The 14,613-nt window shown below is 58.1% G+C and carries 11 protein-coding genes; 4 read left to right on the top strand and 7 right to left on the bottom strand.

Translation table 11 applies throughout. The features are described from left to right. Nucleotides 1-356 precede the first annotated feature (356 nt). Nucleotides 357-1,994 carry an N-acyl-D-amino-acid deacylase family protein gene (locus BA177_RS13315; protein ID WP_197493036.1) on the top strand — a complete coding sequence of 546 codons (1,638 nt, stop codon included), beginning with the start codon at nt 357-359 and terminating at the stop codon, nt 1,992-1,994. A 406-nt stretch (nt 1,995-2,400) separates the two neighbouring features. Here BA177_RS13315 and BA177_RS13320 read toward each other — a convergent pair whose 3' ends face one another. From BA177_RS13320 to cuyB, 6 genes are all read right to left on the bottom strand, one after another. Next, on the bottom strand, nt 2,401-2,622 hold the full coding sequence (locus BA177_RS13320; protein ID WP_068616988.1) for a hypothetical protein: 222 nt from the start codon (nt 2,620-2,622) through the stop codon (nt 2,401-2,403). 384 nt (nt 2,623-3,006) lie between these two features. Then, nucleotides 3,007-3,570, bottom strand: coding sequence for a hypothetical protein (locus tag BA177_RS13330; RefSeq protein ID WP_156762827.1), 564 nt, complete (start codon nt 3,568-3,570; stop codon nt 3,007-3,009). Between the two features lie 739 nt (nt 3,571-4,309). Then, a complete protein-coding gene (locus BA177_RS13340; protein WP_082990105.1) occupies nt 4,310-5,497 on the bottom strand; it encodes a P1 family peptidase in 1,188 nt (395 codons plus the stop codon). A gap of 101 nt (nt 5,498-5,598) precedes the next feature. Next, nucleotides 5,599-7,827 (bottom strand): DUF5916 domain-containing protein, encoded by a 2,229-nt coding sequence (locus tag BA177_RS13345; RefSeq protein ID WP_197493038.1) that lies wholly within the window; start codon nt 7,825-7,827, stop codon nt 5,599-5,601. Between the two features lie 188 nt (nt 7,828-8,015). Further along, on the bottom strand, nt 8,016-9,017 hold the full coding sequence (gene cuyA / locus BA177_RS13350) for a D-cysteate sulfo-lyase (protein WP_068616996.1): 1,002 nt from the start codon (nt 9,015-9,017) through the stop codon (nt 8,016-8,018). 14 nt (nt 9,018-9,031) lie between these two features. Beyond that, nucleotides 9,032-9,760 carry a cysteate racemase gene (gene cuyB, locus BA177_RS13355; RefSeq protein ID WP_082990106.1) on the bottom strand — a complete coding sequence of 243 codons (729 nt, stop codon included), beginning with the start codon at nt 9,758-9,760 and terminating at the stop codon, nt 9,032-9,034. Between the two features lie 323 nt (nt 9,761-10,083). On the opposite strand from cuyB, the gene BA177_RS13360 reads away from it, so the two are divergent. From BA177_RS13360 to BA177_RS13370, 3 genes are all read left to right on the top strand, one after another. Beyond that, the gene (locus BA177_RS13360; protein ID WP_156762828.1) at nt 10,084-10,581 is read left to right on the top strand and encodes a hypothetical protein; all 498 of its coding nucleotides are present in this window, start codon (nt 10,084-10,086) and stop codon (nt 10,579-10,581) included. After that, nucleotides 10,578-11,720 carry an FAD-dependent oxidoreductase gene (locus BA177_RS13365; protein ID WP_068616998.1) on the top strand — a complete coding sequence of 381 codons (1,143 nt, stop codon included), beginning with the start codon at nt 10,578-10,580 and terminating at the stop codon, nt 11,718-11,720. The genes BA177_RS13360 and BA177_RS13365 overlap by 4 nt, the downstream gene beginning before the upstream one ends. A gap of 96 nt (nt 11,721-11,816) precedes the next feature. Then, on the top strand, nt 11,817-13,421 hold the full coding sequence (locus tag BA177_RS13370; RefSeq protein ID WP_156762829.1) for a YceK/YidQ family lipoprotein: 1,605 nt from the start codon (nt 11,817-11,819) through the stop codon (nt 13,419-13,421). A 124-nt stretch (nt 13,422-13,545) separates the two neighbouring features. Here BA177_RS13370 and BA177_RS13375 read toward each other — a convergent pair whose 3' ends face one another. Beyond that, nucleotides 13,546-14,565 (bottom strand): peptidyl-alpha-hydroxyglycine alpha-amidating lyase family protein, encoded by a 1,020-nt coding sequence (locus BA177_RS13375; protein ID WP_068617002.1) that lies wholly within the window; start codon nt 14,563-14,565, stop codon nt 13,546-13,548. Nucleotides 14,566-14,613 lie beyond the last annotated feature (48 nt).

Genomic DNA, 14,613 nt, shown 5'->3' on the forward strand with positions numbered 1-14,613 from the left:
TCTTCGTCCATTGCTTCACTTCTGTGCTGGAGCCATTCGATCTTTCCTTGACGCAAACGCAATGGACCCGGTAAGGCGCAACACGATCACAAGACCGGCTGAACCTAATGCCAATCACGCATAATCGCATGCATCGAACTTAGTATACTGCAGGGCAAGTTTCCGCCAGCATTAGATTAACGCGGTTCTTACCGGGCAAATTTCGTTTAGATCAGACGTCAGCGCAGCGCCGTGCAGCCACAACTGCAGAATGCGGAATTACTTACAGCCGCCATGCGGCTTGCTTGATGCCTGCCCGAATCGCGTACCATATGACCCAGACAAGAAGAAAGACAAGTACCCGCAGGAGAACAAGCATGCGAACAATCACCGCCTACCTCATAGCCCTGACTATGGTCGCTTGCGGTTCCGCGGAACCACCGCCGGCGACCGAGGGAGGAGGCAAGGTATTCGACATCGTGCTGTCCGGCGGCACCATCGTCGATGGTCTAGGCAAACCGCGCTTTGATGCCGATGTCGGCGTTAAGGACGGCCGCATCGTTGCGGTGTCCGGCACCGCGCTTGATGCCGGCGACGCCGAGGTCTTTGTCGATATCAGCGGCAAGGTGCTCGCGCCCGGCTTCATCGACAACCATGCTCACGTGCAGACGACTATTCACGAGCACCCGCTGGCCGAGAACTTTACCCGCCAGGGCATCACGACGCTGATTGCCAGCCTGCACAGTGGCGACCAGCCATGGCCCCTCGACGACTATGCGAACTCCCTCGACGTTGCTGTGAACGTCGGCTTTTTCGCCGGGCACACATGGACCCGGCAGCAAGTACTGGGCATGGCCAACCGGGCACCGGATCATGATGAACTGCAGGCCATGCGCGACCTCGTCGAACAATCGATGCAGCAGGGGGCACTCGGCCTGTCAACAGGATTGCTGTACGTGCCCGCTAACTACGCCGAAACGGAAGAAGTCATCGAACTCGCAAAAGTGGCGGCCCGCTACGGCGGTATCTACGTGACGCACATGCGCAATGAGGGGTCCGGGCTGCTCGACTCGGTTAATGAAACGATTCGCATCGCACGCGCGGCGAATATCCCGGCGCAAATCAATCATCACAAAGCCACCGGCGTTGCGCAGTGGGGGCAGTCGGAGCAAAGCCTCGCGTTGATTGATGAGGCGCGGGAGGACGGCATCGATATGATGCACGACCTGTATCCGTACACTGCTTCCAGCACCTCGTCAGCGGTCCTGTTTCCGCAATGGGTATTTGCCGGCGGCCGTGAAGAACTGAAGAAGCGCCTGAGCAACCCGGAGCTGCTGCCACAGATTCGCGAGGAGATACGGCGCGTTTTTATGGTCGAGCGCACGGGCAACGACCTCAGTCGCCTGCAGTTTCGCGTCCTGCCGTCCGATCCGTCATACAACGGCAAGACGCTGGCTGACATGGCTGCCGATCGCGGACTGCCGAACAATGTCGAAACCGGCATTGATCTTGTTATCGAACTGCAGTTGAAGGGTGGGTTCTCGGCGATCTACCACGCGATGAACGAACAGGACGTGATCCGCATCATGCAACATCCGCTGGCCATGATCCAAACGGATGGCGACCCGGTGAGCTACGGCCAGGGCTTCCCGCACCCCCGCAGTTATGGCGCATTTCCACGCGTCCTGGGCCGTTACGTGCGTGAGCTCGGCGTACTAACGCTGGAAGAAGCAATCCGGAAAATGACCTCAATGCCGGCGGACCAGTACAACCAGACCGAGCGCGGCCGTATCGTCGAGGGCGCTTATGCGGACCTTGTTGTCTTCGACCCCGAAACGATTCGCGACACGGCGACCTTCATCGATCCGCATCGCTATCCGACCGACATCGACCACGTCATCGTCAACGGGCGCTTCGTTATTCGCGCCGGTGCACTGACCGGCGAGCGGCCGGGTGTCTGGATCAAGGGACCCGCGCGGCCAGAGCGCGCCGTGACTGAGAATTCGTCGCAATGATACCTGGCCCGGGTGCCTTGCTGGGCCGATCGATGGTTACACTGGCGCCATCGTAGAAACCGCAAGCAACGCCCGGCCAGTCATGCGTCAGCGTAATACAGGAGACGCTCAATAGCGCAAACTACGTGATCTGTTCAGGCGTATGCCGTTTTCCCTTGCTCATTCTGAGTTCTCCTCTCGATCAATTTAGTCGAAGAACTCTCCTCGAGCATACTTAGGCTGGAAGGGGTAAGGTCACCGGACATCAAGACGTTCTACGCACGTTTCGTCGCCAATGGAAAACACAAGAAAGTGGCACTCCCGGCGTGTAGTCGAAAAATCGTTACAGCGTTAAACGCCATGCTACGGGATGACAAAAATGGAGCCCGGCATGAATTAATAGTTGACGCGGGAACTCAGTCGCGTGTTAGGCTGCTTTTACCACCGCCGCACGGGTCGCTTCCGGAAGATTAGCGTCTACGAAACACTCGGACGGGTAAAGATAATCTTCACCAGATTCGTCCACCACACGGACTTGACCATGCTTTGCTGCGTCCGCATCCGGAATAGCTTCGTAGATCTTTCGCTTCTCAAGTGAAGCGGGATACTCCGAATTTTCTATACAGATTACGAAATTAGTCGATTTCATAGTATTCACTTAGTCCAGAAAGCGCTTAATTTTAAGTTCTTTCTTCCCAATCCCAGACGCCTCGTACCAGTGTATCTCAGCCCGCCGAGTCGAGCCATCGTCGAAACGGACCTCCGCAATGCCTTTGCGCTTCCGCCACCGCCCTTTTCCATAAGCACGTCTGAGCCGCTTAATCTCCCGGATGGCATTGCCAGTGGCAAAGGTTTCGGGACTCTCGATTCTGCCGACAATCTCAAACTTCACGGCTCACCTGAGAAGCAGCCTAACGGATGAGGTGTTGCAATGAGACCTTGAATCCACCCTCACCCTCACCCGCGCTTGACGCAGACCGCCTGGAGCGGCAGCGCAAGGCGGGCTGGGTCAAGGGACGGGTGCAGCGCATTGTTATATCGCTTCTTCTCGGAGTTCGGCCTGAAGCACAGAAAGCCCCTTTGCTAGTTTCTGATCGCGGTTAAGCGAAGAAAAATCCGGAAACCATTGATATGCCACCTTCCACACTTCCTCGGCTTCTTCCTTTTCCGACCAGTTCTCGTGCCATGAGGCAATGAACCAGAGTTGAAAGACGGACATTTCAATAGATAGTTTTCGTTCGCTCTTGGCTGCGGTCAACAACTCTCCCCAATTTAGCGAAGCAATGAATAAGAGGATCTCCGTTTCCTGTGCGTCAAATTCAAGCACTCCATCGGGATCGGAACGAGCGTGCTTGAAGAAGTTCTGCGCCCGACGTGCCAAATCAAAGAACTCGCGTTTTGTTAAGCCGCTGTCAACAGCAATTTTATTCTCCCAAGAACCGTCTTTACCGGAGATTTCGGCTAAATCGCAAAGGACTATTGAAGCAGCACCTACGAGCGTATGGATAGCAACTGAATCGAAGCCACTAAATAGAAGTCGAACAGCGGAATTCAACTGTCGCTCTGCCGCCTCAATCTTGGATATACGATGAACCATTCTTCGATGGGCCTTAAAGGTTCTCCTGCCGACGATGTAATGCGAAACTGCGGCCACGCAAATGGCTGGCAGCGATATAACGTCTAAGCTCACACGCACTTGACGCAGGCCGCCTGGAGCGACAGCGCAAGGCGGGCTGGGTCAAGTGACGGGTGCAGCGCAATGTTAGGCATCAGTGCGGTCCATTTTTTGTATCTTCTCCACCTCAACCAGTTCCGCTGTGCCAGTGAGCCGACTTGCTTCGCAAATTTCCCAGCAGAACCCTGGCACAAACAAAGACTCATCTTTCGAATAGATTATGAACTTACCTTCCGCTACGCAGGATTCTCCGGGCTTCAGAATCTCACGATCCTTGAAGTATAGCGCCCCCATAAACACTTCATTCCTACGCCCGGGAATTCGGTGATTCGGTCGAACACCGTTCTTGTATCCTGGCCTACCAGCCATCCGCGTCGCGTCCAGAGTGACTTTGATCGTCGCGGACATTGTCGAACCTGGCTCCATGATTGGTGATGCCTAACTATAAGTAGTGCGCAAAAGTGTGGGATGTAAATGTGTGAAAAAGGCAATTTCGCGGGGTGTTGGCATGGGCAAGCCTCTGATTAGCTTACAGGTGCGGATTGATATATTGCGTATAAAGCGGATGAAGAAATTGCGCGCGTAGTCATAATCTCTGACCTAGTCACGGACGTCAATTCAAACATGTGGCACGTATCGGCCCTGAGGCCATTCAACGCCGTCAATTCCCCGGTGACATCTCCCGGTCCCAGTTCAACACGCCGTGTTTTTTCAGTACCCGCATCAGATCGTCCAGCGGAATCGCTTCGCGTTTCCCACGTGAGCTTTCGACCGTCGTTGCCTTGAAGATGGCGTTATAGATCGCTTCCTCGGTTGCTTCTACCGTTGCGGCAAACAACGGTGACATTGCTTCGTTGGTTAACGATGGCGCAACAAACGGCTCCATGCCTTCGCGCGGTCGACGTACGTCCGGGTTTGTCGAGAATGCGATTACGTAATCACCGGACCCGTTGCTCGCGAACGAGCCGGTTCGTGCCAGCCCCATCATTGCGCGTTTGGCGACGCGGTCCAGGGCGCGTGCTGTCAAGGGCGCGTCTGTCGCCACCACCATCATGATTGAACCATCTTCCTGGCGATCATCAACACCTTTCTTTTCGAGCTGGGCTCGGTAGGAATACTGGCCCAACTCGCGCCCAACCGGGGCACCGTTCATGGTCAGCACGCCACCAAAGTTTGTTTGTACCAGCACGCCAACGGTGTAACCGCCCAGCGATTGGGGCAGTAAGCGAGAGCTGGTTCCTATGCCGCCTTTCCAGGCGAACGCCTGTGTTCCCACACCGGCACCGACACTGCCCTCCGCTACCGGGCCGCTGCTCGCGGTGTTGAGTGCTTCGTAAACTTCATCATGGCCTATGACGTCAGCCCACATGTTGTTGACGGCACCGTCGTTGGTTTCACCCACCACCGGGTTTACCGTGTGCTCGCCCATACCCGGTTGTTCGTAAACCCATTCTTTCAGCGCGTTGGCCGCACTCCATACGCACAAGGTGCAGGTCAGCAATACCGGTGTTTCAAGCTCACCGAACTCCTGTATCTGGGTTGCGCCCACCAACTTGCCGTAACCGTTGCCAACGTACAGCCACGCTGGTACCGGGTGTGTATACAGATTGCCGGGGCCGGGAATGATCGCGGTGACACCCGTTCGTATGTCGTCACCTTCGATCCTGGTTGAGTGACCAACCCGGACGCCTTCAACATCGGTGATTGCATTCAGCGGACCGGTAGGCAGTACGCCCACCACCAGACCCGCTTCCCGCGCGCGGGGTCGTTCCTCGGCAACCGCAAGCGATGCCGTGCAAACAGCGACCGTAACAACGACCGCGAGCTTCAGAAATTGAATTGGGTGCATGGAGATTCCCGGTAGCAGTGTAAAGCTGCACCTTAGGGTCTCGTGCGAGGGCTGGCAAGCCCGAAGACCCGGCTGCCGAATGGCAGCCGGGATTCATTCGATCAGTTGAAGACGTCGAAAATGTGGCTGTACTTGAGAATGAACTCGCGACCGACGGGCGGCGCGCCGATGCCACGATCGTCCACTTCGTTGTACACAAGGTACAGTCCGGAGTTGGCCGACTGCAGCCAGGAGAACCGCAGGTTGGTACCGACCACATCCCTGCTGTCGTTGTACTGCACCAGCGCCTGCAACAACATCTTGGGCGTAAATGAATACGACAAGCGCAGTCGCGTCAGGTTGACCTGGAAATCACCGTTCGCGACAGGCAGGTCGAAATCGTTGTACTGCATTGACAGCTCGGAACTGAAGCGCTCTCCCACGCGGTATTTCAACGTCGGCTCCAGTGTCACCCGGTCGCCGCCGAAACGGCCGCCGATTACGGTTCGAACGTTCGCACTGAAAGGCGCACTTTGATCTGTCATGACAACAATCTGGGCTTCACGATGGTCGTAGGTTCCCGGCAATACCGTTACCCCCGGCACGATATCGAAGGGATCCTTAACCCCTGACTTCGTGAAGTTCATCCCGGTGTGCACTTCGAAACCGCTCTTCCATTCCCAGTGCGAATCCACGTGCAGATATCCGGTTTCCTGGAAACCCTCAAAATCCCAGTAGCCGTTCCACGAGATGTGTGGCCGTATCTCCAACAGTCCCCACATATCATCCGGACGGATCCGGCGCATGATGTTTGCGTTGCCTTTGCGGTATTCACTGCGCGACAAAAAGCCCACTTCCGGGTTAAAGCCTTCTCTGACTTCCGTGTACCCCATGCCCATGTTGTACTCAGCGGAATCGTAGGCACCGCTCACGGAATAGGCCGTTTCACGGCCTTCCATACCCGGTGTCGCGGTCGCCGCGGCCCAGCCCTGCAACAACAAATTGTCACCGATACCCCAACGGCCATCGATGGCATAGGTCTGGTTTTCATCGGTACTGCTGTCGCCGGTAATACTGCCATCGCCATCGCGGTTCACGATCAGGAAACCTACCGATGAACGGTTAGCCAGTTCCTGATTCACCCGCGCAACCGTGAAATTATTCGCGGGTGCGACACCGTCCAAGCCGTCGGCAGCCATGTGCAGGAAGCCGATGTTGGTGCTGCTGCCAACCTTGCCGGACAGACGCACGCCACCATCGATCGGCAATGGTATGCCGCCCGGACCCACGCCGATGCGACGACTAAAGAACAACTCGACCTGTTCGGAATTTCCGACCGAGAACTGGCCGGCATTTTCGAGGAAGAACGGCCGCTTCTCCGGGAAGAACAAACTGAAGCGGTCCAGGTTGACCTGTTGTTCGTCCGCTTCCACCTGCGCAAAGTCCGTATTGTAAGTAGCGTCGAGCGTCAGGCTGGGGGTAATTGAGTACTTAAGATCGAAGCCAAACTCCTGGTCCGTCTCAGTGCCTGACAGCATTCCGCCGCGTGCGGCTTTACCCAGTATGTAAGGCGTGACTTTCAGGTTGCGCTGCGGCGGCGGATCAATGCCACTGACCGTGCCTGCTTCTGACACGCGATAGAGCGTGCGCTGACGGGACAACGGCGCCCAGAACGCCACTTCATTGTTGCGCCGGATATTGCGCTGGAAGTTAAAGCCCCAGTCCTGAGCGTCACCCGCGGAATAGCGCAAAGTCCGGAACGGGATTTCAAACTCCGCACTCCAGCCGATATCCGAAATCTTTGCACTGACCTTCCAGCTCGCATCCCAGTTCAGATTAAAACCACCGCCACCGGTCGACGTCTGGCTCGAGCCTTCTTTGGTGACCTGGCCGTCATACTCAAGACCCGCCGGGTTGGTGCCGAACACGAAACCGTTCTGTCGGTCACGCATGCCGTCGATCAGAATCTGGAAGCTGTCAGTGTTGTCGAGCTCGGAGTCGCGGCGGCTGTCGGAAACGATAATGCCGGCCGGATTGTCGTCGTATGCCACCATGCCGATGTACAGGGAATCGTCGGTGAAACCGATGAACACTTCCGTCTTCTGGCTGGCTGGCTGGCCCTCGGCCGGCTGTATCTGCCAGAAATCACCCGTTGGAACCACGTTGCTCCAGGCCGGGTCGTTCAGCACGTCGCCGTCAAGCTGCGGCACAGTGGCCAGCGGGTACGCCTGGCTGTTCGGCCGCGGCGACGAAGGCCCGGCGGTTTGTGCCTGGCTCATGCCCGTCGCTACCAACAACAGTGCACCCAGCCAACTCCCTCGCGACCTGGCGCGCTTCTCAGATTTCTTCACTTTTACCCCCATAAATCCTGCGCCGGGGATGGCGCAGGCCGTCAATTCAAAAGCTCATTAGTTAGCAAACCGGCCAGACCGACATCCGGCGAACCGCACGGCTCGTGCAGATCTGACAGGATACATGACGAACGGTTCGCAAAAACCCGGAATAATCAGTTTCAAATGAACGAATTGCGTCGTTGCGGTTAATCGGTCTTGAGCAATTCGCTATAACCGAACAAACCCGCCGAGCCGCCGGTGTGCACGAACACCACGTGCCTGGCGCCAGCCAGGACACCGTTCTGGATCTGATCGATCAGGCCGGCCAGCCCCTTGCCGCTGTACACGGGATCGACCAGCAACCCCTCAAGACGGGCGATCAGCAGCACGGCCTCGTTCATGGCCTCGGTCGGCACGCCGTAACCCGGTCCGACGTAGTCGCAATTCGCGATGACATCGGCGCGCTTCACAACCCCCGGCGCACCAACATACTCGGCCGTTTCCATCGCCAGCTTGTAGACCTTCTCTTCCTGCAATTCTTTTGGCGCGTTCACGCCGATACCGAGCAACGGAATGCCGCTGTGGGTTGCTTTCAGCCCGACAATCAAACCCGCCTGCGTGCCGGCACTGCCGGTCGCGTGCACGATGTGGTCGACCGGCAAGCTGGCGCTGTTCGCCTGCGACATGATCTCCAGCGCGCAATCGATGTAGCCCAGTGCGCCGATCACGTTCGAGCCACCGCCGGGAATGATGTATGGCGTCTCACCTTGCGCCCGCAGCTGCTCAGCAACAGCTTCCATTTCGGCGTTCATGTCGCTGCCCTTCTCTACTTCGCGAATGCGCGCGCCGTAAATCCGGTCCAGCAGGACGTTGCCCGAGTTCTTGTAGGATTCCGGCGCATCGCCGACACGCTTTTCGAAAACCAGGTCGCAACTCATACCCAGTTTGCAGGCCGCGGCGGCGGTCTGCCGCGCATGGTTCGACTGCACTGCGCCCTGCGTGATAATTGCCGTGGCTTTCTTGTCGATCGCATCGGCCATCAGGAATTCGAGCTTGCGGGTCTTGTTGCCGCCGGTACCCAACCCCGTGCAGTCATCGCGTTTCACGTAAATGTCCGGGCCACCGAGGTGTTTACTCAAGTGCGGCAAATGCTCCAGTGGAGTCGGCAGGTGAGCCAGGGAAACGCGGGGGAAACGGGATAAGAGCACAGATAGTTCCTCAATTAGTGTGTAAGTTGAGCGCGCAACGGCGACTCGCCCAGCGCGAGGCTGACCGTACGTCGTGCAAGTTCGTCAGTGGATGATATGAGCGGCACAGTCACCTGCTCTTGCTTCAGGACCAGCGGGATCTCAGTGCAACCGGCAATGATGGCATCCGCGCCCTGTTCGACAAGTCGTCGGGCAACCTCGGCCATCCCGGCGGAAACCGCGCTGCTCTGATCGCCGGCTTTGACGCGATCAATGAGCGCCATCGTTTCTGTCCGCAGGTCGCCTTCAATCGGCAGCGGGACCAGCCCGGCGCTCTCCAGCGCGTCCTGGTACAGCGCCGCGTCCAGACACGCCGGTGTTGCCATGATGCCGACCTTGCGAACGTTGCCCTGACCCTCGGCAATGGTCCGCACGGTCACATCAATAATATTAATAAACGGAATGGAAATGCGTTGCAAAGCACGATCCAGCCAGCCGTGCGCCGTGTTGCACACGAGTACCAGAAAGTCGGCACCGGCGGCTTCCAGCCGTTCCGCCATCTGCGCGAGGTTTTCGCGAATGCGCGCGTCATCTTCAACCGATGCATTCTGCCGGCTGGGTACTTTGGGGTCATGATCGACCAGCATGCGGATATGATCCTGATCGCGTTCAGCGGGCGTCAGGGCGATGACCTTGCGCATGAAGTCGAGCGTGGCATCCGGACCCATTCCTCCGAGTACACCGACGGTTTTTTCCTTGCTCAACGGTTTCCCTTCCTTATCACTTCACTGTTAGCCGCAAACGCTGACAACACTCTCAACGCATAAAACACGATAGTGTGTTAGCAGCTGTTTCTTGCCGACCGGTAGCCCGGTCGGGACCGGCATTGTCGCTCGCCGTGCCGCTAACGGCCAGCGCTTCCGATAATATTCGCGGTTGCCGAGGTTGCACGATGTGCACGGCATTGCACAAACGGCTTGCGGTTCACAGCCTGAAAAGGCCGTGTTATTGGCCGGCAGATCGTATAGCATCTTTGCCGATCTGCTGCGGGCAAGCTTATCCCGCAGTGCCACGAAGGGCAGTCATCATGATTACAAGAGCAACGACTTTCGCCTTGTGCCTGCTGGTTTGCGCGGGCAGCCCGACGGCAGCACAAGAGAACATCGACCAGCGCTCTTATAATCTGGGCATTATCGGCGGCTTCGCCGAAATCGTCAGACTCGGGGTCAAGAAACTCGCACTGAGTGAGGTGATGACGCCCGACGACATGGACGCCATGCTGGACGACGCGAAAATCGTGGCCCGGCGCAACAAAGTGCGTTTGTACCGCGAACCCGAACTGATCGTTACCGATCTGTACCCGGCCGACGTCGCCGAGGGCAAAGACGTGCTGCTCATTTACACCGGCAACACCTTGCAGGAATACCTGGACCTCAAAGCAGACAAAGACCTGCTCATTGCCAGTGACAGCTACCGGGGTAAGGCCCGCCGGGAAATTGCGGTCCGGTTTGGTCAGTTGCTGAGTTACCCGCAGGCCGTCATTGACGAACTGATCGCGCAACAAACCGGCGGCGATGCCCAATGACGTCGCGCCGCACACTCCTGCAATCACTCGCTGCCCTGCCACTCGTTGGCGCCTGCGCAGGCCCGCGTATTTCGAGCCAGCAAAACTACACGCCATCGGGTCTGCCCTTGCACCGGGTGCTCGTATCTCCGGATCGCGTCGTACGCGTCGTTACGGGTCTGCGACCATACCGTCCGACGGGGTTCGTGGTACGGGCTGAGAAGTTGGGCGACAAGGCCATCATTCACAATTACGGCCACGGCGGCGGAGGTATCACGCTGTCGTGGGGAACCTCGCACATGGCGCTGGAGCTGGCCATGCAAAGCGAGCAACGGCGCTGTGCAGTACTGGGGTGCGGCGCCGTCGGCCTTGCCAGTGCACGCCTGCTGCAACGGCATGGCTGGGATGTAACGATTTACGCCAGGGACCTGCCGCCGGAAACCACCTCGAACATCGCGGGCGCGCAATGGTCGCCCGCTTCACTGTATGACGATGGTTTTGATGATCCGCGGTTCTTCAATGACCTCGGCATTGCCATGCGGCATTCCTACCGCGAATTTCAGCACCTGGTTGGCAGGCACTACGGCGTTAGCTGGGTCAGCAACTACGTATTGTCCGACCAACCGCCAACCGGCGGCGACATACACTCCCGCTACCCGGACATGTTCCCGGAACGGCGGGCGCTGACGGCGATGCAACACCCTTTTCCCGCTAAGCACGGGCTGCATTTCGACACGATGTTCATCGAGCCGCCGGTGTACCTGCCAGCCATCATGCACGACTATCACGCGGCGGGCGGGAAAATCACCATCCGCAATTTTCAGGACAAACAAGAGCTGTTGACGCTGGACGAGCAGGTCATCATCAATTGCACCGGGCTTGGCTCCCGCAATCTGTTCGATGATCAGGACCTCATACCGGTGAAAGGCCAACTGGTGGTGCTGAAGCCGCAAGCGGATATCAACTACCTGATGATCAAGCGCGGCATTTACATGTTTCCACGCCAGGACGGCGTGCTGCTGGGCGGAACCTTCGAGAAGAATGAATGGTCACTGACGCCTGACCCGGCCGCCACCGCACGCATACTCCGCGAACACGCTGCGTTCTTCCGCGAGATGGACGACCCGTGGGCATCGCCCTGGGACAGCTCGGCGGCGTAACACCACGCGAATTCGAACCTTGATGAGCGGCATCAGTGCTCATCAATGTACACGTTTGAAGATTCGTGCTGCGAATCGAACTGACCGGGGAATGCAATGAGAAAATACCTGCTATTGACCTTGTTCATGCTCGGCGGCTGTGCGAGCTCCATGAATCACACTGGACACGCCGGCATGAACATGGGCGGCAGTGACGAGCCCAGCGCGTTTCTCGACCCTATCGAGCTGTACCCGGAAATGCTTGGCGAGTACTCGCGCCCGATTTCCAGTAACAACGCCACAGCACAGGCCTATTTTGATCAGGGCATGCAATTGCGTTACGCCTACGCTGTTGATGCGGCAGCACGTTCGTTTCGCGCCGCATGGGCAGCCGATCCGAATTGCGCCATTTGCTACTGGGGCGAAGCCTGGTCACTCGGCTCGTATCTGAATGGCGCGAAGTCCGCGGCCAAAGCACCGTACGCGCTTGCTGCCGCGCAAAAAGCGGCTGAGCTGCGCGCTCATGCGAACCCCGTTGAGCGGGCATTGATCGATGCGATTCAGGTCTGGCACATCAATAATTACGACCCGGCAACACGCCGCAATGAAGATCAGAAATTTGCTGACGCCATGGCAGACGTGCACAAGCAATACCCGAATGATCTCGACGTTACCGCGGTTTACGGTGCCGCGCTGTTCCTGCTCGAGCCACGTCGCGGCACACGGGCAATGGACGACCCCAGCGTGATGCACCTGCACAAGATTTTGGAAGGTGCCCTGGCGCAGGACCTCACCCATCCGGGGGCCTGTCACCTGTATATCCATGCAACGGAATCCACGGTGCGCCCGGATCTCGCGCTGCCGTGCGCCGAGCACCTCGGCAACGCCATACCCGGCGCGAGCCACATCAATCACATGCCCTCGCACACCTGGAATGAAATCGGCCGGTGGGGTGATTCAGTGCGCGCCAACACGCAGGCCTGGCACTCGGACCTGAAAGCGGCAGCGGGTAAGGGCGTCGCCATTTACGAATCACACAACCTGCATATGTTGCTGTTTGCCGCGTCATTCGATGGCCAGGGTGCGGTAGCAACCCAGGCCGGCAAGGACTACGCAAAGATCACCGGCAACACGATGTACGAAGTGCTGACGCTGATCCGCTTCGGTCGCTTTGACGAAGTCCCCGGCATCAGCGAGCGACCGCAGGAACCGGTCGCAGCTGCATTGTGGGATTTCGCACAGGGTTACGCGGCCTTGCGTAACGGCGATAGCCGACAGGCGAAAAGCTTGCACAGCAAAGTTCGACGCTACGTCGAAACAACGAATGACACGTTCCGTTTCCACCCGGCCAGCCAGGTAGTCGGCACGGTGGCGCACATACTCGAAGGCGAGATACTCCGCGCCGAGGGTAATCTCGACGGCGCGATCAACGCGTTCCAGGCCTCGGCCAGCGTCGAGGATGCAATGGAGTACGACGAGCCGGAGCCACTGCCCTTTGCGGCCCGGCACTGGCTTGGTGCCGCGCTGCTGGAAGCCGGCCGGAATGCTGAAGCTGAAGCCGCTTATCGCGCAGAGCTTGCGGACCACCCGCACAATGGCTGGTCACTGTTTGGACTCAAGCAGGCCCTGGCCGCGCAAGGCAAGAGCGACCCGGAGGTGGATGCCGATTTTGAACAAAGCTGGGCACGGTCCGACGTCTGGATCCAAAGCTCGCGTTTCTAGGCCATGAAGAAAGCCGACGCTCCAGGTGGAGCGTCGGCCGTACGACCCTCTGTCTCAGAAACGTCTCAGCGGCACACGGGCCTGGCGCCGGTCGTTGGCCTGCCGCCGTTCCTGATCATGCGCCTTATTCTGTAGGCATGACCCACTTCAGACGCTCGTATTTGCGCAATTGTTTCGGCCCCACTTCGGCGCCGTAAATATTGCCGTCCTTGTCCACCGCAACGCCTTCGGCCGCCGTGGTGCCACCGGTCTGCGGGTCAGGTTGCAGCGGATCAGGAATGAAGTAACGCACCCATGCGTCATGCACGCTGCCAATGCGTATGCCGCGCTTCCATCCCCAGTTGCCCGACCAGATCACGTGCGATTCCGAATCGGCGGCATACAGCATGTCGTCTTTGTCGATATACAAGCCACTTGGACGGCCGAACTGGGTCCAGGTCGCGAGGTGCTTGCCGTCCTGATCGAAGATCTGGGTGCGGCTGTTGCCACGATCACCAACGAACAAGCGGCCCAGTGAATCCATCGCCAGCGCGTGCGGGTCACGGAACTCGCCCGCTTCAGCGCCGGTCGTGCCCCAGGTCTTGATGAAGCGACCACGTGAGTCGAATTTTACAATTCGATTATTTCCGCCAGAACCGTGCCCATCGGCCACAAAAATATCCCCATTTGGGGCTACCAGCACGTCCGAGGGCTGATTGAACTCGTCCGGCCCATCACCCGCGACACCTGCCTTGCCAAGGCGCATCAGTTCACGACCGTTCTTGTCGAACTTGATGACCTGGTGTCCGCGATTGCCCTCGCCGCGGGCATCCGTGATCCAGACGTTGCTGTCCTTGTCGACGAATATGCCGTGCGGCCAAACGATCATGCCGGCACCGAAGGTCTTGATGAGGTTGCCGTCGCGGTCGTAGTGCAATACCGGGTCGACATCGTCTTTACCCACGCAACTGTTCTGGCCGCAGCGTTCCGCTACCCAGATCGTGTCATCCGGGCCGACGAAGACCGCGCTGGTCGAGCCCCATTCACGGCCTTCCGGCAGTTTGGCCCAGCCATCGACCGGTCGGTACGGATGTTCCTGCGCCCAACTGCAAACCGGCAAGCTGCACGCGGCGACTAACAACAGTGTGCTTAGTTTCTTGTACATGGTTTCTCCTGCGGAGCGGTGAATGCTGCACGTGACCAAACCACGACA

It is taken from the genome of Woeseia oceani, from assembly GCF_001677435.1.
Lineage (GTDB): Bacteria > Pseudomonadota > Gammaproteobacteria > Steroidobacterales > Woeseiaceae > Woeseia > Woeseia oceani.

Excerpts from the sequence above, each read along its gene's own strand:
- BA177_RS13370 (WP_156762829.1), top strand. The coding sequence starts at position 11,817 with ATGAGAAAATACCTGCTATTGACCTTGTTCATGCTCGGCGGCTGTGCG.
- BA177_RS13360 (WP_156762828.1), top strand. The coding sequence starts at position 10,084 with ATGATTACAAGAGCAACGACTTTCGCCTTGTGCCTGCTGGTTTGCGCG.
- BA177_RS13320 (WP_068616988.1), bottom strand. The coding sequence starts at position 2,622 with ATGAAATCGACTAATTTCGTAATCTGTATAGAAAATTCGGAGTATCCC.
- BA177_RS13330 (WP_156762827.1), bottom strand. The coding sequence starts at position 3,570 with ATGGTTCATCGTATATCCAAGATTGAGGCGGCAGAGCGACAGTTGAAT.
- BA177_RS13375 (WP_068617002.1), bottom strand. The coding sequence starts at position 14,565 with ATGTACAAGAAACTAAGCACACTGTTGTTAGTCGCCGCGTGCAGCTTG.
- BA177_RS13365 (WP_068616998.1), top strand. The coding sequence starts at position 10,578 with ATGACGTCGCGCCGCACACTCCTGCAATCACTCGCTGCCCTGCCACTC.
- BA177_RS13340 (WP_082990105.1), bottom strand. The coding sequence starts at position 5,497 with ATGCACCCAATTCAATTTCTGAAGCTCGCGGTCGTTGTTACGGTCGCT.
- BA177_RS13315 (WP_197493036.1), top strand. The coding sequence starts at position 357 with ATGCGAACAATCACCGCCTACCTCATAGCCCTGACTATGGTCGCTTGC.